This is a genomic window from Xenophilus sp. Marseille-Q4582 (assembly GCF_916700565.1).
Taxonomy (GTDB): Bacteria; Pseudomonadota; Gammaproteobacteria; order Burkholderiales; family Burkholderiaceae_C; genus Xenophilus.
Window position 1 is genome coordinate 63,172 of record NZ_CAKAKO010000004.1, and the last position, 19,145, is coordinate 82,316.

Sequence of the window (19,145 nt, forward strand, 5' to 3'; positions counted from 1 at the left end):
CTCAGGCACCGGCCTCGGCCAGCGCACGGCGCACGCGGTTGACCGTGGTCCAGGCCACGAGCACCGTCAGCAGCGGCATCAGCAGCGCGGTGAAGCCGGGCAGCGGGCCGCCCAGCGCAACGTAGAGCCCCAGCGCGCCGAAGGCGAAGGCGCGGTCGCTCTTGCCCATCGGGCCGTCATAGCGGCGGCTGGCGCCCACGGTGGGCCCGAGCGCGCCCGCGAACTCGCTGAGGCCCGCGGCCACGATCAGCGCGCCCACCCAGAAGGCGCCCAACGGCTCGACCAGCGCAAAAGGCGCGTAGAGGGCGGCGTCGGACACCACGTCCGTCAGTTCGTTCAGGAAGGCGCCCAGCCGGCTCTGCTGGCCGTGTTCGCGCGCCAGCATGCCGTCGATGGCGTTGAAAGCCATGCGCAGCAGCATCCACAGCGGCACCAGTGCGAAGGCCCAGCGCCCCGGCGCGGCAAAGAAGAGCCACAGGCCCAGCGCCACGGACACCACACAGGCGGTCACCGTGACCTGGTTGGCCGTCACGCCGGCCCTGGCCAGGCGCCGCACCCCCGGGCGCAGCAGGGCCTGGAAACGGGGCTTGAGTTCGTAGATGGACATGCGCAGGCGGTCAGGCGAACGAGCCGAAGCAGCGGTGGCGGGCGATTCTGCCAGCCGGCCGGCCCGGCCTTGGCGCCAGGATGTACCGGTTTGCAAGCGCGAGGCCGAGGGTATCTTGGGACGCTACCGCGCGCCCGGCAGGGAATGCGGCAGGCTCTAGCAGGCCGTTGAAAAATCCCCTGCGAGCGTCCGCGTCGGCCGCTACGATCTGAAGCCATCCCGGAACAACTGCGACAAGAAAGATGAGAGGCAACCAAGACTTCCAGGGGGCGATGTTTAGCTACATCAGCCTTGAAGAAAGAGTGCCAGCGGCACACCCGCTGCGCAAGTTGCGCGCCGTGGTGGATGCGCTGCTGTCGAGCATGAACAGCGAGTTCGAAGCGGTGTACGCCCGCCGTGGCCGCCCCTCGGTGCCGCCGGAGATGCTGCTCAAGGCCTTGCTGCTGCAAATCCTGTTCTCCATCCGCAGCGAACGCCAGCTGGTCGAGGCGGTCAACTACAACCTGCTGTACCGCTGGTTCGTGGGCCTGAACATTGAAGACAAGGTCTGGGACCACTCCACCTTCAGCGCCAACCGCGAACGCCTCTTCAACGAAGACCTGGCGCGCGCCTTCTTCGAGCGCGTCAAGCTCAGCGCCCAGTGGGGCCGGCTTGCCAGCGACGAACACTTCAGCGTGGACGGCACGCTGATTGAGGCCTGGGCCTCGCACAAGAGTTTCAAACGCAAAGACGACGACAGCGGCACGCCACCCGGACGCAACCCCGAGGTGAACTTCAAAGGGCAGGAGCGCTGCAACGACACCCACGCCAGCACCACCGATGCCGATGCCCGGCTGTTCAAGAAGAGCGCGGGCGACAAATCTCGCCTGTGCCACATGGGGCACATCCTCATGGAGAACCGCAACGGGCTGATCGTGGATGTGGAGATCACACATGCCAGTGGCACCGCCGAGCGCGAGGCGGCGCTGGCGATGCTCAAACGCCGGGGAAACAAGAACAAGCGGGCCACGGTCGGGGCCGACAAAGGTTACGACAGCCAGGCCTTCATCAAGGGCTGCCGAAAGCTCAAAGTCACGCCACACGTGGCGGCCAAGGACAAGCACTCGGCGGTCGATGGCCGCATCCGGCGCCACGAGGGCTACAAGACCAGCCTCAAAGTGCGCAAGCGCATCGAGGAGGCCTTTGGCTGGATCAAGACAGTGGGTGGTCTGGCCAAGACCAAATTGATCGGTCAGGCCAAGCTCGCGGGCCAGGCGCTGCTGTGCTTTGCCACCTACAACCTGGTGCGCATGGGCAGTCTGGGCGGCTGGTGGGACGCGCATCATGCGTGAACCATGGGATACGTGCGCCCGGAACGGGCAAAACGGCCTGCAAACAGGCCGAAATGGCCGCTCCAATCGCTGCGCAGGCCAGTTTGGGCGATCCGTTTCTTCGAAATCCACGACCCTGGCGCGTTCGATGAGCATTTTTTCAACGGCCTGCTAGACTCAGTGCTGACTTACTGTGGCCTCGCATGAGCATCCAGACCGACGATTTCGACCCCCCCGCACGTCCGCGCGTGGTGTCTGCCGCGCCCGCCTCGCCGCAGGAAGAGGCCATCGAGCGCGCCCTGCGCCCCAAGCTGCTCGACGAGTACGTGGGCCAGGCCAAGGTACGCGAGCAGCTGGAAATCTTCATCGGCGCGGCCAAGAAGCGCGGCGAGCCGCTGGACCATGTGCTGCTCTTCGGCCCGCCCGGGCTGGGCAAGACCACGCTCTCGCACATCGTCGCGGCCGAACTGGGCGTGAGCCTGCGCCAGACCAGCGGCCCGGTGCTCGAAAAGCCCAAGGATCTGGCCGCGCTGCTGACCAACCTGGAAGCGCACGACGTGCTCTTCATCGACGAGATTCACCGCCTCTCGCCCGTGGTCGAGGAAATCCTCTATCCCGCGCTGGAGGACTACCAGATTGACATCATGATCGGCGAAGGCCCGGCCGCGCGCAGCATCAAGCTGGACCTGCAGCCCTTCACGCTGGTGGGCGCCACCACGCGCGCGGGCATGCTGACCAACCCGCTGCGCGACCGCTTCGGCATCGTGGCGCGGCTGGAGTTCTACACGGCCGAGGAACTGACGCGCATCGTCACCCGCAGCGCCGGCCTGCTCAATGCGCCCATCGATCCGGACGGCGCTTTCGAGATCGCGCGCCGCTCGCGCGGCACGCCGCGCATCGCCAACCGGCTGCTGCGCCGCGTGCGCGACTATGCCGACGTGAAGGGCGACGGGCGAATCACGAAGGACATCGCGCATCTGGCGCTGGCCATGCTCGACGTCGACCCGCAGGGCTTCGACCTGATGGACCGCAAGCTGCTCGAAGCGGTGATCCACCGGTTCGACGGCGGCCCGGTGGGACTGGACAACGTGGCGGCCGCGATCGGCGAGGAGAGCGGCACCATCGAGGACGTGATCGAGCCCTACCTGATCCAGCAGGGCTACCTGCAGCGCACGCCGCGCGGGCGCATCGCCACCTTGGCGGCCTACCGCCACGTGGGCGTGGCGCCGCCGGCCGGGCGGCAAGGCGAGGGGGATCTTTTCGGGGCCTGAGCCCCGGCGCTGCCGGCCGCCCATGCCGGCGCCGGAGCCGTGCGCCCTTGCTTACACTGGGTCGACCATGCACACGAGCGACCTGCGCCCCTGGCAGCACAGCCACCAGTTCGACACCGGCAACGCGTCGGCCGAGCGCAGCACCCGCGTGGTGCTGGCAATCACCGCCGTGGCGATGCTCGTGGAGATCGGCGCTGGCGCATGGTTCAACTCCATGGCGCTGCTGGCCGACGGCTGGCACATGAGTTCGCATGCGGTGGCCATCGGGCTGAGCGCCTTCGCCTATGCGGCGGCGCGGCGCTACGCCCGCGACCCCCGCTTCGCCTTCGGCACCTGGAAGATCGAAGTCCTGGGCGGCTTCGCCAGTGCGCTCTTCCTGCTGGGCGTGGCCGCGCTGATGGTGGTGGGCTCGCTGGAGCGCTTGTGGTCGCCGGCGCCGATCCATTACCGCGAGGCGATCGTGGTGGCCGTGCTGGGCCTGGTGGTCAACCTGGCCTGCGCACGACTGCTGCATGCGGGGCACGGGCATGAGCATGGGCACGATCACCACCACGGGCATGGCCATGCGCACGGCCACGGCCATGACGACCACCACCACGACCTCAACCTGCGCTCGGCCTACCTGCACGTGGTGGCCGATGCGGCCACCTCGGTGCTGGCCATCGGCGCGTTGCTGGGCGGCTGGTTCTTCGGCTGGGCCTGGCTCGACCCGGCGATGGGGCTGGTGGGCGCCGCGCTGGTGGCGCTGTGGGCCAGGGGCCTGCTGCAGGAGACGGCCAAGGTGCTGCTGGACCGCGAGATGGACCACCCGGTGACCGATGAAATCCGCGAAGGCATCGAGACCGCGCTGGCCGATTCCGAAACCCGTGTGGCCGACCTGCATGTGTGGCGCGTGGGCCGTGCGGCCTACGCCTGTGCCGTCACGGTGGTCACGCATTCGCCCACGCTGACGGCCGACCAGGTGCGCGCGACCTTCGCCATGCACGAGGAGATCCGCCATTCGACGGTGGAGATCCAGCGCTGCGGCTGAGCCGCCGCGGGCCGGCCCGCCGGGGCGCCGCCTGTTCGGCGCTCGGGCCGTGGGGCCATGTCACGGCCCCGTCATGACGCCGACATGACGCCGTCACGGCCGGCGCCGAAGCTGCCGGCTCATGCAACGCGACGACGCCTTCCTGCGCGCATGGCGCGACACGGCCGGACGGCCGCCGGAGCCGGATGAAGCGGCGGGCGGGCCGCCGCCACTGCGCTTTCGCACGCTCTGGATCTCGGACCTGCACCTGGGCACACCCGGCTGCCAGGCGCGGGCGCTGCTCGACTTCCTGAAGAACACCGAATGCGACACGCTGTTCCTGGTCAGCGACATCATCGACGGCTGGCAGCTCAAGCGGCACTGGTACTGGCCGCAGGCGCACAACGACGTGATCCAGAAGCTGCTGCGCAAGGCGCGCAAGGGCACGCGCGTGATCTTCATCCCGGGCAACCATGACGAGTTTGCGCGCAAGTACCTGCACCACAACTTCGGCGGCATCGACGTGGCCGAGGAATGGATCCACGAGACCGCCGACGGCCGCAAGCTGTGGGTCATGCACGGCGACCTGTTCGACGGCGTGATCCAGTGCGCCAAGTGGCTGGCCTACGTGGGCGATTCGCTCTACGAGTTCACGCTCAAGCTCAACCGGCACCTCAACAGCCTGCGTGCGCGCCTGGGGCTGCCGTACTGGTCGCTCTCCAAGTACCTCAAGGGCAAGGTCAAGCGCGCCGTGAGCTACGTGGGCGACTTCGAAGCGGCCGTGGCGCGCGAGGCGCACAAGCGCGGCGTGCAGGGCGTGGTGTGCGGCCACATCCACCATGCCGAGATGCGCGACATCGACGGCATCCTGTACTGCAACGACGGCGACTGGGTGGAAAGCCTCACCGCCTTGGCCGAGCAGGCCGACGGCACGCTGCAGATCCTCGACTGGGCGCAGCACATGCGCGCCGCAGCCGGCGCGGCGGCCCGGCGCACCCCTGTCGTCCAGGCGGCGGGCTGAGGCCCGGCCTGCCCCTGCGGAGCTGCGCGGGAGCGCGCGCCGGCCGATTGGTGAGCGGATGTGAACAGCCGATGGCCCGATTGACCCCAGATGCAGAAGGGGCGCGGGTCTGCCGGCGTCTTCCTCGGCCGGTGCGCCGCCGGTCCGCTGGCGTGCGCCCAGGCGTCGCCGGCCTTCTCGCGCTTGCCGCCGCGCGGCTAGCGAGGCGCAGGGGCGCGGCCTGTAGGTCGAGGCCGCACCTACCAAATCCAACGCCCCGAAACATGCGGCGCCGCACGAGCGCCCTAGCATGGGCTTTCCCCTGTGCCATGTTCGTGGCTCGCCCAGCGAAGCACGGCATGGCATTCCACTTTTCAGACGGAGAGCCTTGTTTTGACCGATCTTGCACAGAACCCGACGCTGGCCATCTACGACACGCGGCTGGACCAGAACAACCTGCCCTTCAAGGTGGGCGGCACCCCCTCGACCGCCGTGCGCACCGACACGAGCTGGATCGTGAACACCACCGAAGGCGAACTGGGCTACACCACCACGGTTTCCGGTGAAGGCCTGACCTACGACCTGGCCGGCAACCTGAGTGGCGGCACCATCACCGGCATCCAGGTGATCGAGAAAGAGCCCGGTGAACTGATTGGCGACCTGCTGTACCGCGTGGGCGACGGGTTCTCCGTGAACGTCGCGGACATCGACCCCGAAGCCGGCCTGGCCGGCGTGCTGGCACAGGGACTGGCGCAGGGAGCGAACGTCGCGGTGCCGGTGGGCGCCGTGGGCACGACGGCAGCGGTGCACGGCTACGCGGGCGATGACTACTTCGTGGCCGGCGGGCTGGACCTGGAGACCTTCAACGTGGACGGCGGCGATGGCATCGACACCATGGGGCTGGTGCATGGGCAGAACCTGCCCTCGCTGACCCAGACGCCCTTCGGCTGGTCGCTGCAGAACTTCGACACGCAGATCAACCTGGCCAACGTGGAGCGCGTGCAGGGCATCGACCCCTTGAACCCGAGCAACAACATCAGCCGGGCGCTGGATCTGGATGGCAATGCCGGTGACGCCGCACGGCTGATCGGCACCTTGCTGGGCGACGAAGTGCTGCAGAACGAGGCGCTGGTGGGGGAAGTGATCAGCTATGTGGACCAGTTCGGCCTGTCGGGCACCACCCAGCAGCTGGTGGATCTCGGCGTGGTCGATGCCATCGTGGGCGGTGCCGATTCCCAGTCCTTCATCCGCACGGCCTACGAAAACGTCATCGGCACCGAGCCGTCCCAGGCAGAGCTGGCCGAGTTGGCGGGGCTGATCGACAACGGCATGTACACCAAGGCCCAGGCGCTCGACGCCATTGCCGGCCTGGACCAGACGGCGCAGGCCATCGACCTGGTTGGCCTGAGCCAGACGGGGCTGGAGTTCACGCCTTTCGGTTGACGAAGCACTGCAGGCCCGGGAAGCCGGGCCGGCATTCATCTCATGTTTGCGCAGGTGCGGCATGAGGCGAACCGGTTCAGTGCCTACGATGCCTTTGCCCTTGACTCCCTCAAGTGCCGTTCATCGGCCCCGGCGACGGCTCCAAAGAAAAACCCGCCGGACGCATCGCGTGACGGCGGGTTGATCAAGTCCTGACGGACGATGTCTGGTGGCGCTTCACGGACTCGAACCGCGGACCTGTGGATTATGATTCCCTGAATGTAACAATTCACCCGTGTTGATTGATGTAGATAGAATCTATGCAAATCAATACGTTAGGAGAGTGATGCTGGATGTTTAGCCAGCCGATGTGTTGATCGGCGTTGCTCTTTTATGGGGTAATTCTCTTACATCCGCCGTTACATCGAGTATGGCCAAGGTCGCGTTCACGGCTCCCCGGGTGGCTGGCTTCAAGTGCCCGGCCGACAAGCAGCAGGCGTTCCTATGGGATGCCACGGCCCCGGGCCTGGGGTTGCGCGCCACGCCCGCCGGCAAGCCTTCTTATGTCTTCCAGGGGCTGTGCCAAGGCAAGACCATTCGCATCACCATCGGCAGTCCGGCAGCGTGGACGATCCCCAATGCCCAGGCCAAGGCTCGCGAGCTGCAGCGTCAGATTGATGAGGGGCTCGACCCCCGGGAGGTGCGGCGCGAGGCCCAGGCAGCTCAAGAGCAGAAGAGGGCGGCCGAAGCTGCCGCCGCCGAGCAGGCGCGTAAGGACGCGGCCGCTGCGGCCTTGACCGTTGGCGAGGTGTGGGCCGTCTACCTGGAGGCTCGGAAAGAGCACTGGGGCGAGACGCACTACAAGGATCACGTCAAACTGGCGCGGGGCGGCGGCGAGGTCGCCAAGCGCGGCACTCGGGGTAAGGGCCTGACCATCCCCATGCCGCTGCATCCGCTCATGGCTCTGCCGCTGGGCACCCTGGATGCGCCCACCATCGAGGCATGGGCCGCCTGCGAGGCGAAGACCCGCCCGACCAGCGCGCGCCTGTCTTGGCGGCTGCTGAAGGTATTCCTGAACTGGTGCGCTGAGCAGCCGGAATATGCCGGCTTACTGCCCGTGAAGAACGCGGCGGCCACGCGCAAGACCCGCGAGGCGCTGGGCAAGCCCAAGGCGAAGAAAGACACCCTGCTACGTGAGCAGTTGCCGGCCTGGTTCGCGGCGGTGCGCGGCATCAGTAACCCGACCATCGCGGCATCGTTGCAGGTCATGCTGCTGACGGGCGCGCGTCTTGGCGAGGTACTGACCATGCGCTGGGCGGACGTGAACGTGAAGTGGCGCGGGCTGACGATCAGGGACAAGGTAGAAGGCGAGCGAGTCATCCCCCTGACGCCCTACGTGCAGGCGCTGCTGGCTGGCCTGCCGCGCCGAAATGAGTGGGTCTTCGCCAGCACGCGCACCGTGGACATGGACCCGAAGAACGTTCGCCGCCGTGCACGGCGAGCCGAGGCTGGCGGTGTCGAGCCTGCGGCAGGCGATGTGAAAGAGGCCAGCGAGTCGGGCCACATCAGCGAGCCGCGCAGCCATCACAACTGCGCATGCCAGACTGCCGGCATTGACGGGCTCACGCTGCACGGCCTGCGCCGCAGTTTCAAGAGCCTGACCGAGTGGCTGGAGATACCGGCCGGCGTGGTTGCGCAGATCATGGGCCACAAGCCCAGCGCCACGGCGGAGAGGCATTACACCGTGCGCCCGCTGGACCTGCTGCGAGTGCATCACGAGCGCATCGAGGCGTGGATATTGGAGCAGGCGAGGGTGACTATCGACGCCAAGGCCGAGCCCGGCAAAGCGCACTTGGTGGTCGCATGAGCCGTGTAACGCTGACCAGCGTCAGCGGCAAATTCCGCTCCGTAATCGACACGGCACCCATTGCGTCCATAGTCGTGGACCTGAATATCGACGGTACGGAATTTGCAAAGTGGGTAGGTTCAATGGCTTGCGAATACCATGCAGGGGAGCATTACAAAGCGCCGGCTACAAAGGCGGCCGACCGAGAGCTTGCAAGCTATATCGGCGCGCTGGACAAGATGGAGAAAATCCTTTCCGGCCATAGCTTCGGGTCCGAGGCCGAGGCTGGATTTATTCATCTACTGCTATCGAATGGCGCGGGCCTTCAAGAAGCCGTCAACTCTCGCAAGGTGCTGCGCGGCACCATCAAACAAGAACTTGCGGCTGCGCTTCGGGTTCAGGAACTTGCAGGCCGGCAGCAGTCGGCTGGAGGAAGGCCAGCCGCAACCCGCCGCAACGGCATCTTGAACGAGATTGTGAAAGTCCTGCGTGGCGCCGGAGCATCGGCCCGCGACGCACGAGGCCGGGCCGAGCGCATATTGATCGCCTGCCGCATCCCGGTCCCGACCGGCGAGCGCGCGGTTCGACGGGTGGAGCCGAAGCCGGGGGACAAAAACTAGGCTTTTTTCTGCCCGGTTTTTGTCCATTACGAAAGAGCGGCGCATCCAAATAATTCGGAACCTTCACAAACAACTGCCGCACGGCAGGGAAGGTCCCGAATGTTCGTCAACGCTGAGTTTCCGCCGCTGGGGTCGGTAACGCGCCCCACAGTCCCCACGCCGCAAGCGGCGCACTACGTCAACCGCAAGCCACAAACCTTGCGCGGCTGGGCTTGCTTGGAAAACGGCCCCATCCGTCCTATCCGTATCAATGGTCGCCTGGCCTGGCGCGTCGCCGACATCAAACGCCTGTTGGGCGTCGAAACGGAGGCAGCATGAAAAACGCCCGACGGACCGAAGTCACGTCGAGCGCTACCGTGGAAGGCGCGCACATTGTCGCCGACGGCGGCGCCGAAAACAAGGCTGAGTACACGGTCAAAGCGCAGGCCGCACTGGCTGGCATCGCGGTGTACGCGCTGAGTAGCGGGGGCTACGTTGTCGGCCGCTGGGGCTGGGGCCGCGAACTGCCCGACCTGCGCGCCGTGGTGCAGTTCCTGAAGATGCAAGGGGTGACGCTGTGATCACCTGGACCCTTGCCATCAGCGCCGAGCGCGCTACACTGCCCGCAAGCCTTTCCGAAGGCCCGGTGCCTGAGAAACACCATTGGTTCAGCGGTTGCAAGCCCCACCGACAAGCGGGCTTTTATCACGTCCATTTTCTGGGGACTGGTGCGCTTGCATCTGTCCCTCATGGTTTCGGACGGGATGGGCAAAAGGGCAACCTGCGCCGCACGGCTGAACCCGTGTTTTTCACATCCCGTCCACCTTCTACTGCGATGAAAACGCGGCAGGCGGTGGCTTCTAGTCTCGTTCAGGAGCTTGAAACCATGTCCCGTACCACGCCCAAGAAGGGCAAGTCCACCCGCGCCCAGTCCATCACTACCATCGAGCGCAACCCTGCGCTGCCGTTCGTTGTCACGCATCGCGGCCTGCGCGGTGCGTGCGTCGGCTTCGACTACTTCCACGTCGAGCCCGGCCGACACTATTTCGAAGGCTATCAGCAGGGCCTTGACGCGGCGGCGGCGATGTTGGCCGAGGTCAAGGCCGGTGGCGAGGGCGCCAGGTACTTGGCCGCCGTGTTGAAGACGGCGGCCAAACGCGCCGACGACAAGAACCCGGCTGTCGATGGTGCTGCCCATGGCTTCATGGCCGTCGTTTGTGAAGCAGTCCGTTTCACCGCCAAGCGCGGCGCGTGGGAGGGCTACTTCGAGGACAAGACCCGCGAGAACGCCCGCTGGGTCGAGATCGAGAACCGCCACCACGCCGAGCGCACTGCCCGCGCCATCGCAGCCCGCAAGGCCAAGAAGGCTGCCAAGGTCGAAGGAGGTGCGCAATGACCGCCGTCTTCAAGCCCAACAAGCACCGCTTGCCCGGCGTCAGCCACGACAGCACGGCCACCCTGGAGAACGGCGTCAATTTGAGCGTGCGCGCAACCGCCGAGCTGGACGAAGTGGAGGTGGCCCGCGCCACCGGCGACAGCTACATCGTGATCCGCCTCGCAGCGGCCGACGCTCGCGCCCTGGCGCATGAACTGCTGGCCGCTGCTGACGCGCAAGGAGGTGCTGATGGCGCAGCCTAATCTCGCCCACCTCATCGAGCCCGTGGCCCGCCAGCTTTGGGGCGAGCCCAACGAACTGCACTCCAAGCCGGGCAATCCGCGCTGGGGCACCAACGGCAGCAAGCATGTCGAAGTCGCCAAGGGCTTCTTCGCCGACTACGAGGTCGGCGTCCGTGGTGGCGTGCTCAAGCTCATCGGCCACGTGCTGGGCAGCACCGACCGCAAGGTGCAAATGCAGTGGCTGCGCGACAAGGGCTTTATCAGGCCGTTGAAAAATCCCCTGCGAGCGTCCGCGTCGGCCGCTACGATCTGAAGCCATCCCGGAACAACTGCGACAAGAAAGATGAGAGGCAACCAAGACTTCCAGGGGGCGATGTTTAGCTACATCAGCCTTGAAGAAAGAGTGCCAGCGGCACACCCGCTGCGCAAGTTGCGCGCCGTGGTGGATGCGCTGCTGTCGAGCATGAACAGCGAGTTCGAAGCGGTGTACGCCCGCCGTGGCCGCCCCTCGGTGCCGCCGGAGATGCTGCTCAAGGCCTTGCTGCTGCAAATCCTGTTCTCCATCCGCAGCGAACGCCAGCTGGTCGAGGCGGTCAACTACAACCTGCTGTACCGCTGGTTCGTGGGCCTGAACATTGAAGACAAGGTCTGGGACCACTCCACCTTCAGCGCCAACCGCGAACGCCTCTTCAACGAAGACCTGGCGCGCGCCTTCTTCGAGCGCGTCAAGCTCAGCGCCCAGTGGGGCCGGCTTGCCAGCGACGAACACTTCAGCGTGGACGGCACGCTGATTGAGGCCTGGGCCTCGCACAAGAGTTTCAAACGCAAAGACGACGACAGCGGCACGCCACCCGGACGCAACCCCGAGGTGAACTTCAAAGGGCAGGAGCGCTGCAACGACACCCACGCCAGCACCACCGATGCCGATGCCCGGCTGTTCAAGAAGAGCGCGGGCGACAAATCTCGCCTGTGCCACATGGGGCACATCCTCATGGAGAACCGCAACGGGCTGATCGTGGATGTGGAGATCACACATGCCAGTGGCACCGCCGAGCGCGAGGCGGCGCTGGCGATGCTCAAACGCCGGGGAAACAAGAACAAGCGGGCCACGGTCGGGGCCGACAAAGGTTACGACAGCCAGGCCTTCATCAAGGGCTGCCGAAAGCTCAAAGTCACGCCACACGTGGCGGCCAAGGACAAGCACTCGGCGGTCGATGGCCGCATCCGGCGCCACGAGGGCTACAAGACCAGCCTCAAAGTGCGCAAGCGCATCGAGGAGGCCTTTGGCTGGATCAAGACAGTGGGTGGTCTGGCCAAGACCAAATTGATCGGTCAGGCCAAGCTCGCGGGCCAGGCGCTGCTGTGCTTTGCCACCTACAACCTGGTGCGCATGGGCAGTCTGGGCGGCTGGTGGGACGCGCATCATGCGTGAACCATGGGATACGTGCGCCCGGAACGGGCAAAACGGCCTGCAAACAGGCCGAAATGGCCGCTCCAATCGCTGCGCAGGCCAGTTTGGGCGATCCGTTTCTTCGAAATCCACGACCCTGGCGCGTTCGATGAGCATTTTTTCAACGGCCTGTTATTGCAGACAGCGACAAGCTCGGCAAGAAAACTTCCCGGACCAAAGTCATGGAAGTCATGCAAGTCATGGCCGAGCCCAAAGCGGCGCCCACCAAGGCCGCGCCGAAGCTCAAGACCGCCAGCAAGATCGTCGCCACCTACGACTACCGCGCCGAGGACGGCACCGTCCTGTTCCAGGTGGTTCGCATGGAGCCCAAGACCTTCCGTCAGCGGCGCCCGGATGGCGATGGCTGGAGCTGGACCGTGAAGGGTGTGCGGGTGGTGCCCTACAACCTGCCGTTCATGCAGTCCCGGCCAAGCGCCCCCGTTTTCGTGGTCGAGGGCGAGAAGGACGTGGACCGGCTCACCAAGCTGGGCGTGGTCGCCACCTGCAATGCGGCCGGCGCCGGTAAGTGGACCGACGAGCACGCGCAGTTCCTCAAGGGCCGCCGCGTCGTGATCCTGCCCGACAACGACGACGCCGGCCGCAAGCATGCGCAGAAGGTGGCCAAGTCGCTGCGCGGCATTGCCGAGGTCAGCATCGTGGAGCTGCCCTGCCTGCCTGAGAAAGGCGACATCAGCGACTGGCTGGACGCTGGCGGCACCGTCGAGGCCCTGGCCCAGCTGATCAGCGAGGCGCCGAAGGCACCCGAGGTGCAGGGTGATGACGACGCGCCGGAAAAGGAGCGGGAGAGCCAGGCCGACCAGGTGGTGAAGTTCGCGCAGGCACGCTATGAACTGCTGCACGACGACCAGAAGAACGTCTACGCCCGCAGCATGTCCAGCGGCATCGTGTGCAGGGTGACCAGCCGCGCCTTCCGGGATGACATCTATGCCGCGTTCTTCGAGGCCCGCGGCAAGGGCATCAAGGCTGCCTCGTTCAGTGAAGCGCTGGACACGCTGACGGCCCTGGGCGTGAACAGCGGCGAGCCGGAGAAAGTCTTCCTGCGCACCGCCCACCACGACAGCGGGTACTACATCGACCTTTGCCAACCGAACAACTCGCAGGCCATCCACCTGAGCGCGGCCGGCTGGCGGGTGGTCGCCAAGCCTCCCGTGGTGTTCGTGCGCGGCGAGGCCATGCAACCCCTGCCGCATCCAGTGGCCGGCGGCACGCTGGGCATGCTGTGGGAGCTGCTGAACGTGCCCGAAGACGCCCGCCTGCTGGTGGTCGCGTTCATCGTGGACGCCTACCGCACGGACGGCCCGTATGCTGGCCTGGAACTTTTGGGCGAACAGGGCAGCGGTAAGAGTCTCACGGCGAAGTTCATCCGGCGCTTGATCGACCCGAACGCATGCGATCTGCGCGGCGCGCCCCGAAGCGTCGAGGACATTTTTGTGGTGGCAGGCCACTCCCACCTGGTGACCTTCGAGAACATCAGCCACCTGCACGGCACCATGCAGGACGCGCTGTGCATCTTGTCCACGGGCGGTGGCATCGCCAAGCGCACGCTGTACTCCAACGATGAGGAAAGCATCATCAGCGTGCAGCGGCCCTGGATCATCAACGGCATCTCGGCAGCCGTCACGCAGCAGGACTTGCTGGATCGCGCCGTCACCATCGACTGCCCCGTGATCGAGGAGCGAGGCACCGCCACCGGCCTGAACGCCACGTTCGAGAAGAACCACGCCATGCTGCTGGGCGCACTCATGGACGTGGCCGCCAAGGCGCTGGAAATCCTGCCCCGCATCCGGCTGTCGCCCAAGGACCGCCCGCGCTTGGCCGAGTTCGCCATGCTGGGGATGGCTGTGGCGCAGGCGATGGGCCACGAGCCGCAGGAGTTCATGCGCCAGTTCACTGCATCGCGCCGTGAGTCCATCGCCCGCGTGCTCGATGCATCGCCGGTCGCCAGCGCCGTGCTGGAGTACGTGGACAAGAACCCCAGTGGCATCGAGGCCAGCGCGAAGGACATCTTGTCGCGGCTGGAGGACTTCAAGCCCGTGGGCGCTGACGCCTGGCCCCGCAGCCCCAAGGGCCTGGGCGATGCACTGCGGCGTGCAGCGCCTGCACTGCGGCAGATGGATGTGGAGTGCAAGAGCCTGGGCAACACGGGCGGCAAAGTCCGGTGGTCCATCAAAAAGAAGCCGATTGCAAGTCATGGAAGTCATGAAGTCATGGCATCGCCCGATTCAGGCCATGACATTGATGACATGCATGACTTTGGTTCGGCAACTTTTGTTGATGAGGTGCCACTGTGAGCGCCGCCGATACGTTGATTCGTGCGCGTGCGGCCGGTGTTGAGATCGTGGTGCGCGACGGTGAGCTGAAGGCACGCGGCCCCGCCGAAGCCTTGGCAACCTGGGCACCTGCGCTACGCCCGCACAAACACGAGCTGCTGGCCCTACTGACGGCCGAGCCCGAACCCCGGCCCGACTGGCGCCTGCTGGACATGGCTTATCAGCAGCATCACTTCAACTGCCCGCAGTGCATCGCGGCCGGCAAGGGCTACGGTAGTCAGCCCTGAACAATTCAGTTGTCAGCTACAGATAGGCTGACGTCGCCAGGAGCGGCCAGCAGTGCGGCGATGACCGCCTGCATCGATAACCCGAATCGGGCGCAATAAAGCCGCAGCGCGGCCAGGATCAGGCGCAGGTTATGCCCGGCACCGCACATCACCGCGTGCAGCGCATCGCCCAGCGCACCCTTGAGCGGGTTGCGGCCCAGCCGCCCGTCCATCTTCATGTGCCCAATGGCCGGTTCGATGGCGCTGCGCCGCTTGATCATGGCCCTGAGCGTTCGGGTGATGCCCCGCTTTTGGCCCGACATCAGGATGCGCACACCTTCAACTTTCACACCCCGGTAGCCCTTGTCCACGATTGCCGTGGCGGGCGGCCTGTCCGTGCCAGTGAGGATGCCCACCTGCTCCAGTGTCTCAGCCAGGGTGTGGCCGTCGTAGGGGTTGCCCGGCATGGAGCGCATGCCCACCACCAGGCCTTCCTTCAACGTGGTAGCGATGCTGACCTTCACGCCGAACTCGTACGGTGTCCTGGCTTTGCCTTTGCTGATGCATTCGACCTCGGGCGCGTGCAGGGCGTACAGCTTGTTCTTGTCCTTCGTGCGTTGACTGAGGATGCGGCCGGTGCGCTGCAGCAGGTCTTGGACCTTGGCCTGGGCCGCTTCGGGCAGCATGTGCAGTTGGCGGGCCACCTCGCGGTGCACGCGGCCAACCCGGGTGCGCAGTGTGCGAACGGCCTTGTTCATGCGCTTGAACTGCTTGGCGTGGGCGTAGCGCCCGATCTGCGCGGCCAGCCGTGGGGCGATGCGGTTGTAGTTCTGGCGCAGTTTCAGCCCATTGCCCTCGGCCACCTTGACCAGGTGCTGGCGGCTTCGCTCCAGCAGGCGGCTGTCGGTGGGGTGAGCGATAGCCTTGGGCATCACCGTGGTGTCCACGATCACTTGCTGCACGCTGGCTTTCTTGATGACGCCACCACGCCGGGCGGCATCGATGCTGGCCGCCAGCAGCATCTCCACGCCTTCTTCCCCAACGCGCTTTCTCCAGCGCGTCAGGCTGGACGGGTCAATGGGCAGCTCGGTCTGCAGGTAGGTCTCGCCGCAGAAGAACTGCCAGTATGGGTTCTCCACCCAGGTGTTGACCACCGCCTCGTCGGAGGCATCGAAGGTGTGCTGCAGGTACAGCAGCCCGGCGACCAGGCGCGGCGCCAAGGCGGGCCGCCCGCGCCCCGAAGTGAACGACACCGCGAACGTGCGCTCGATCTCGGCCCAGTCGATCAGCGCGCCCAGCCTGACCAGCGGATGCTTCATGTTGATCTGCTCGTCCAGTCGTGGACGAAACAACTCGCCCGTTTGCGGCTGCGAAGGCTTCGGACCCATCGGACTCCCCGGAGAAATTTGCAAGAAAACAGGCACTGGCAAGACCATACCTTGCAAATCCCGCGCCCATCAACTCGAAGAACAACCAGTCAGATCAAGGGCTTGCGAGTTGTTCAGGGCGGACTACGGTAGTCGCTGCGCGGTGGGCCTGATGTTGTGGAGCACGTATCAGGAGGCCATCAAATGATGCCGCTTGCTGATGCCGCCCGCGAGCTGGGCGTGGCGCCGGTCACGCTGAAACGCTGGCGCAAGCTGGGCTGCCCCTGTGTGCCTGGCCGGCGCGGGCGTGGGCATGCCGCGCTGTACGACCCCGATGCCATCAGAACCTGGCGCGCTGCCCATGGGCGAGAGGCTGCGATGCTGGAGATCGCCGCCGCCGCGCCTGGCGTACTCGCTGATGCCACGCTGGACGCCTTCAACCAGATCGACGCGCCGGACAAGCGCCGCCAAGCTGGACTGCTGGCCGGGACGTGGTACGTCCTGACCACCGCCCTGCTGGACCACTTGCGCACTACCTGTGCCGAAGTGCCCGAGCTTGCAGGTGTCCCCGGGCCCGTCGAGCGCCTGCGAAAAATCGCCGCGGCCTGATCCATTTAGGCCCGCTTCTTCATGCTGGTGGCACATCAACCCGCCGCCCGGCACCCGTCCGCCTGGTGGCACATCCTGAGAAAGGAGCCCTCCCATGGACGCACTTCAACAAGCTGCACTGATCCGCGCCCGCAGCGCCCTGGACCTTGCCGCTGGCAGTCCTGTTCGCCAGCCCGGCCTGCTGGCATCGCGCTATCTCAAAAGCATGGCCGGCGCCGACGCGCCCGGCCAGGCCGCACGGTTCGCCGAGGAACGCCGCTATGGCGACACCATCGTCAAGGCCGCACTTGGCGCAGCATCCACATCCAGCGCACCAGCCCTGCAAGAAATTCATGCCGACTTTCTGGCCGCTGTTCGCGCCCGCAGCCTAGTGGGTCGCCTGCTGCCCCGCCTGCGCAAGCTGCCACCGAAAACCCCGACGATCCGGCAGACTGGCGGCACCAGCGCAACATGGGTGCCCGAGGGTGCATCTATCCCGTTGACGGCAGGCACGTTCGCCAAGGATGCCCAGCTTCAGGCGCTGAAGGTGGCAGGTATCGCGGCCACTACTCGCGAGTTGGCCCGCGCTGGCATCGCTGACACCCTCATCGGCGACGACCTGATCCGGGCGTGCGCCGCTGCCGTTGATAGCAAGTTCGCCAGCACCGATGCGGCCGTGACCGGCACATCGCCCGCAGGTGTCTTCAACGGGGCAAGCGCTGGCGCATCGGCAGGCCCTGGTGCAGACGGTGCCCGTGCCGACGTGGACACCCTGCTGGCCGCCCTGGTTGGCAACATCGATAGCGTCGTGTTCATCACCAACACCCGCTGCGCCGCGCAGCTCGCCATGCTCGATCTGGCCGCTATCAATCCGAGCGGCGAAAGCACCCTGGCCGGCCTGCCGCTGTACTTCAGCGATGCCGTCCCGGCCGTGCTGGGCCTGGTGGACTGCGCCCGCATTGAGCTGGTGGGCTTTGACGAGGCCGAGCTGGACGTGTCGCGGGAAGGCGCCCTGCAGATGGACACCGCACCGACCGGCAGCAGCATCGGCACGCCCGTTGCCACGCAGCAGGTTAGCCTGTGGCAGACGGGCACGGTCGGCCTGCGTGGCGAGATCGGCGTGAACTGGCGTGCCGCGCCTGGTGCCGCTGCCTTCGTCAGTGGTGTGGACTACAGCCCCGTGCCGGCGTCGAGCTGATCGGAGGTCGGCATGCAGCAAGAAACGCTACTGCGCCTGAAGTCCGCCGGCGACCCTTGGAGCTTCACCGGCTGGGCATCAACGCCAGACGTTGATCTGGTCGGCGACATCGTGGAGCCGAGCGGCGCCCGCTATGAACTGCCGCTGCCGCTGCTGTGGCAGCACAAGCATGACGAGCCTGTCGGGGCCGTGCGTGACGCGCACGTCTCGCACGCGGGCATCCGCGTCACCGGCAGGATCACCCCGGAAGCGCAGCGCGGCACCGAAGCGCAGGCCCTGCTGCGCGATGGTGCCTTGGCCTTGTCAGTGGGCTTCATGGCCGAGAAGTCCGAGCCGCTGCCGACTGGCGGCCGTCGCTTCACCGCCTGGCGCTGGACGGAGCTGTCGCTGGTCAGCGTGCCCGCTAACCCACAAGCCAGGATCGGCAAGGGCCTGGTGCTGGGCAGCAAGCCCGAGGCCAAGGCAGTACCGGCGCCCCGGCCCGCAGTTCAGGCAGTGGGCGACGTCGTGACCACGCAGGCGCTGGAGCTGTTTGGCGCGGCTGTCGGCCAGGCTATCAACGAAGCCACGCGGGCGCTGCATGAGCGCATCAAGGCGCTGGAGTCACAGAAGGCCCTGCACTTTGCGGGCGTGTTCCAGCGTGCGATGAGTTACCCGGCTGGCGCGACCGTGAAATCAGGCGATGGTGTGTTCGTCGCCTTGCGCAACATCGAAGCAGGCAAAGCCGAGCCGCAACGCCAGGGCAGCGGCTGGGATCGACTGGCATGAAGGGAGAACCGATGACTGAGAACATGACCGCCATCGTCCTGTTCAAGCTGGCCCTGGCTGCTGGCGCAGGGGACTATCCCCATGATGCCGTGGCCCGCCTGCGCTTCGAGATCGAGCAACGCGCCACCGCCATCGGCCTGACCTGCATCGATGTCGAGTTGCGCCAGGACGGTAACGACCTGCTGGCCGAGTGCATCTTCGACATGCAGGACGACGAGGGCAGGCCCTGGGCGCAAGCGCTGTCGGTGTCGTTGGACGACGGAGGGCTGCGCTGATGGTCCAGCGTCACGACGATCGCAAGGTCTTCTGGATGTGCCGTGACCGCCGCTTGTTCGCCCGGAAGCCAGCAGACCCGGCAGGCGCATGGGTCATCGAGGATCACGGCCGCGTGGTGTTCGATGGCACCGCAGCCGAGTGCATCCGCTGGCTGGCGGCCGCGCCCTTGCCTGACCCCTTCAGGGCGCTGAAGGCTTGATGACCTTCGGGGGGGCCTCTGGCATTTCAGCGGCATCGACCATGGAAACCGGACGGCTCCA

The 19,145-nt window shown here is 66.1% G+C and carries 22 protein-coding genes; 20 read left to right on the forward strand and 2 right to left on the reverse strand.

Going from position 1 to position 19,145, the window contains the following annotated elements:
- Window position 1: 1 nt before the first annotated feature.
- Window positions 2–607 (reverse strand): CDP-alcohol phosphatidyltransferase family protein, encoded by a 606-nt coding sequence (locus LG388_RS15615; protein ID WP_225783670.1) that lies wholly within the window; start codon window positions 605–607, stop codon window positions 2–4.
- A gap of 242 nt (window positions 608–849) precedes the next feature.
- Here LG388_RS15615 and LG388_RS15620 point away from each other — a divergent pair, with 242 nt between their 5' ends.
- The 15 genes from LG388_RS15620 (at window position 850) to LG388_RS15690 (ending at window position 14,709) form a co-directional block, all read left to right on the forward strand.
- On the forward strand, window positions 850–1,938 hold the full coding sequence (locus tag LG388_RS15620; protein WP_225781276.1) for an IS5-like element ISCte5 family transposase: 1,089 nt from the start codon (window positions 850–852) through the stop codon (window positions 1,936–1,938).
- Between the two features lie 182 nt (window positions 1,939–2,120).
- Window positions 2,121–3,188, forward strand: coding sequence for a Holliday junction branch migration DNA helicase RuvB (gene ruvB / locus LG388_RS15625; RefSeq protein WP_225783671.1), 1,068 nt, complete (start codon window positions 2,121–2,123; stop codon window positions 3,186–3,188).
- A gap of 67 nt (window positions 3,189–3,255) precedes the next feature.
- Window positions 3,256–4,218 (forward strand): CDF family Co(II)/Ni(II) efflux transporter DmeF, encoded by a 963-nt coding sequence (gene dmeF, locus LG388_RS15630; protein WP_225783672.1) that lies wholly within the window; start codon window positions 3,256–3,258, stop codon window positions 4,216–4,218.
- A 121-nt stretch (window positions 4,219–4,339) separates the two neighbouring features.
- Window positions 4,340–5,218: a UDP-2,3-diacylglucosamine diphosphatase gene (locus LG388_RS15635; protein ID WP_225783673.1), complete on the forward strand. Its 879-nt coding sequence runs from the start codon at window positions 4,340–4,342 to the stop codon at window positions 5,216–5,218.
- Window positions 5,219–5,590: 372 nt separating this feature from the next.
- Window positions 5,591–6,640: a hypothetical protein gene (locus LG388_RS15640; protein ID WP_225783674.1), complete on the forward strand. Its 1,050-nt coding sequence runs from the start codon at window positions 5,591–5,593 to the stop codon at window positions 6,638–6,640.
- 409 nt (window positions 6,641–7,049) lie between these two features.
- A complete protein-coding gene (locus LG388_RS15645) occupies window positions 7,050–8,486 on the forward strand; it encodes an integrase family protein (RefSeq protein WP_225783675.1) in 1,437 nt (478 codons plus the stop codon).
- Entirely contained in the window at window positions 8,483–9,085 is a 603-nt protein-coding gene (locus LG388_RS15650; protein WP_225783676.1) for a hypothetical protein, read from the forward strand. The genes LG388_RS15645 and LG388_RS15650 overlap by 4 nt, the downstream gene beginning before the upstream one ends.
- 99 nt (window positions 9,086–9,184) lie before the next feature.
- Window positions 9,185–9,403, forward strand: a complete 219-nt coding sequence (locus tag LG388_RS15655) for a helix-turn-helix domain-containing protein (protein WP_225783677.1) — start codon at window positions 9,185–9,187, stop codon at window positions 9,401–9,403.
- Complete coding sequence (locus tag LG388_RS15660; protein WP_225783678.1) at window positions 9,400–9,645, forward strand: hypothetical protein; 246 nt, start codon at window positions 9,400–9,402, stop codon at window positions 9,643–9,645. Before LG388_RS15655 ends, LG388_RS15660 begins: the two co-directional genes overlap by 4 nt.
- The gene (locus tag LG388_RS15665; RefSeq protein ID WP_225783679.1) at window positions 9,642–10,460 is read left to right on the forward strand and encodes a hypothetical protein; all 819 of its coding nucleotides are present in this window, start codon (window positions 9,642–9,644) and stop codon (window positions 10,458–10,460) included. Before LG388_RS15660 ends, LG388_RS15665 begins: the two co-directional genes overlap by 4 nt.
- Entirely contained in the window at window positions 10,457–10,702 is a 246-nt protein-coding gene (locus LG388_RS15670) for a hypothetical protein (protein WP_225783680.1), read from the forward strand. Before LG388_RS15665 ends, LG388_RS15670 begins: the two co-directional genes overlap by 4 nt.
- Window positions 10,650–10,994, forward strand: a complete 345-nt coding sequence (locus LG388_RS15675; RefSeq protein WP_225783681.1) for a hypothetical protein — start codon at window positions 10,650–10,652, stop codon at window positions 10,992–10,994. Before LG388_RS15670 ends, LG388_RS15675 begins: the two co-directional genes overlap by 53 nt.
- A gap of 30 nt (window positions 10,995–11,024) precedes the next feature.
- Window positions 11,025–12,113, forward strand: coding sequence for an IS5-like element ISCte5 family transposase (locus LG388_RS15680; RefSeq protein ID WP_225781276.1), 1,089 nt, complete (start codon window positions 11,025–11,027; stop codon window positions 12,111–12,113).
- A 200-nt stretch (window positions 12,114–12,313) separates the two neighbouring features.
- The gene (locus tag LG388_RS15685) at window positions 12,314–14,443 is read left to right on the forward strand and encodes a toprim domain-containing protein (RefSeq protein ID WP_225783682.1); all 2,130 of its coding nucleotides are present in this window, start codon (window positions 12,314–12,316) and stop codon (window positions 14,441–14,443) included.
- Complete coding sequence (locus LG388_RS15690; protein ID WP_225783683.1) at window positions 14,440–14,709, forward strand: hypothetical protein; 270 nt, start codon at window positions 14,440–14,442, stop codon at window positions 14,707–14,709. The genes LG388_RS15685 and LG388_RS15690 overlap by 4 nt, the downstream gene beginning before the upstream one ends.
- Before the next feature lie 5 nt (window positions 14,710–14,714).
- Here the strand turns inward: LG388_RS15690 and LG388_RS15695 are convergent, their stop codons facing one another.
- Window positions 14,715–16,076, reverse strand: coding sequence for an IS5 family transposase (locus LG388_RS15695; RefSeq protein ID WP_225781640.1), 1,362 nt, complete (start codon window positions 16,074–16,076; stop codon window positions 14,715–14,717).
- Window positions 16,077–16,259: 183 nt separating this feature from the next.
- On the opposite strand from LG388_RS15695, the gene LG388_RS15700 reads away from it, so the two are divergent.
- The 5 genes from LG388_RS15700 (at window position 16,260) to LG388_RS15720 (ending at window position 19,084) form a co-directional block, all read left to right on the forward strand.
- On the forward strand, window positions 16,260–16,664 hold the full coding sequence (locus LG388_RS15700) for a MerR family transcriptional regulator (RefSeq protein ID WP_225783684.1): 405 nt from the start codon (window positions 16,260–16,262) through the stop codon (window positions 16,662–16,664).
- Window positions 16,665–16,758: 94 nt separating this feature from the next.
- Window positions 16,759–17,841 (forward strand): phage major capsid protein, encoded by a 1,083-nt coding sequence (locus LG388_RS15705; RefSeq protein WP_225783685.1) that lies wholly within the window; start codon window positions 16,759–16,761, stop codon window positions 17,839–17,841.
- Window positions 17,842–17,853: 12 nt separating this feature from the next.
- Window positions 17,854–18,609, forward strand: a complete 756-nt coding sequence (locus LG388_RS15710; protein ID WP_225783686.1) for an HK97 family phage prohead protease — start codon at window positions 17,854–17,856, stop codon at window positions 18,607–18,609.
- 11 nt (window positions 18,610–18,620) lie between these two features.
- Window positions 18,621–18,884 (forward strand): hypothetical protein, encoded by a 264-nt coding sequence (locus tag LG388_RS15715; RefSeq protein WP_225783687.1) that lies wholly within the window; start codon window positions 18,621–18,623, stop codon window positions 18,882–18,884.
- On the forward strand, window positions 18,884–19,084 hold the full coding sequence (locus LG388_RS15720) for a hypothetical protein (protein ID WP_225783688.1): 201 nt from the start codon (window positions 18,884–18,886) through the stop codon (window positions 19,082–19,084). Before LG388_RS15715 ends, LG388_RS15720 begins: the two co-directional genes overlap by 1 nt.
- Window positions 19,085–19,145 lie beyond the last annotated feature (61 nt).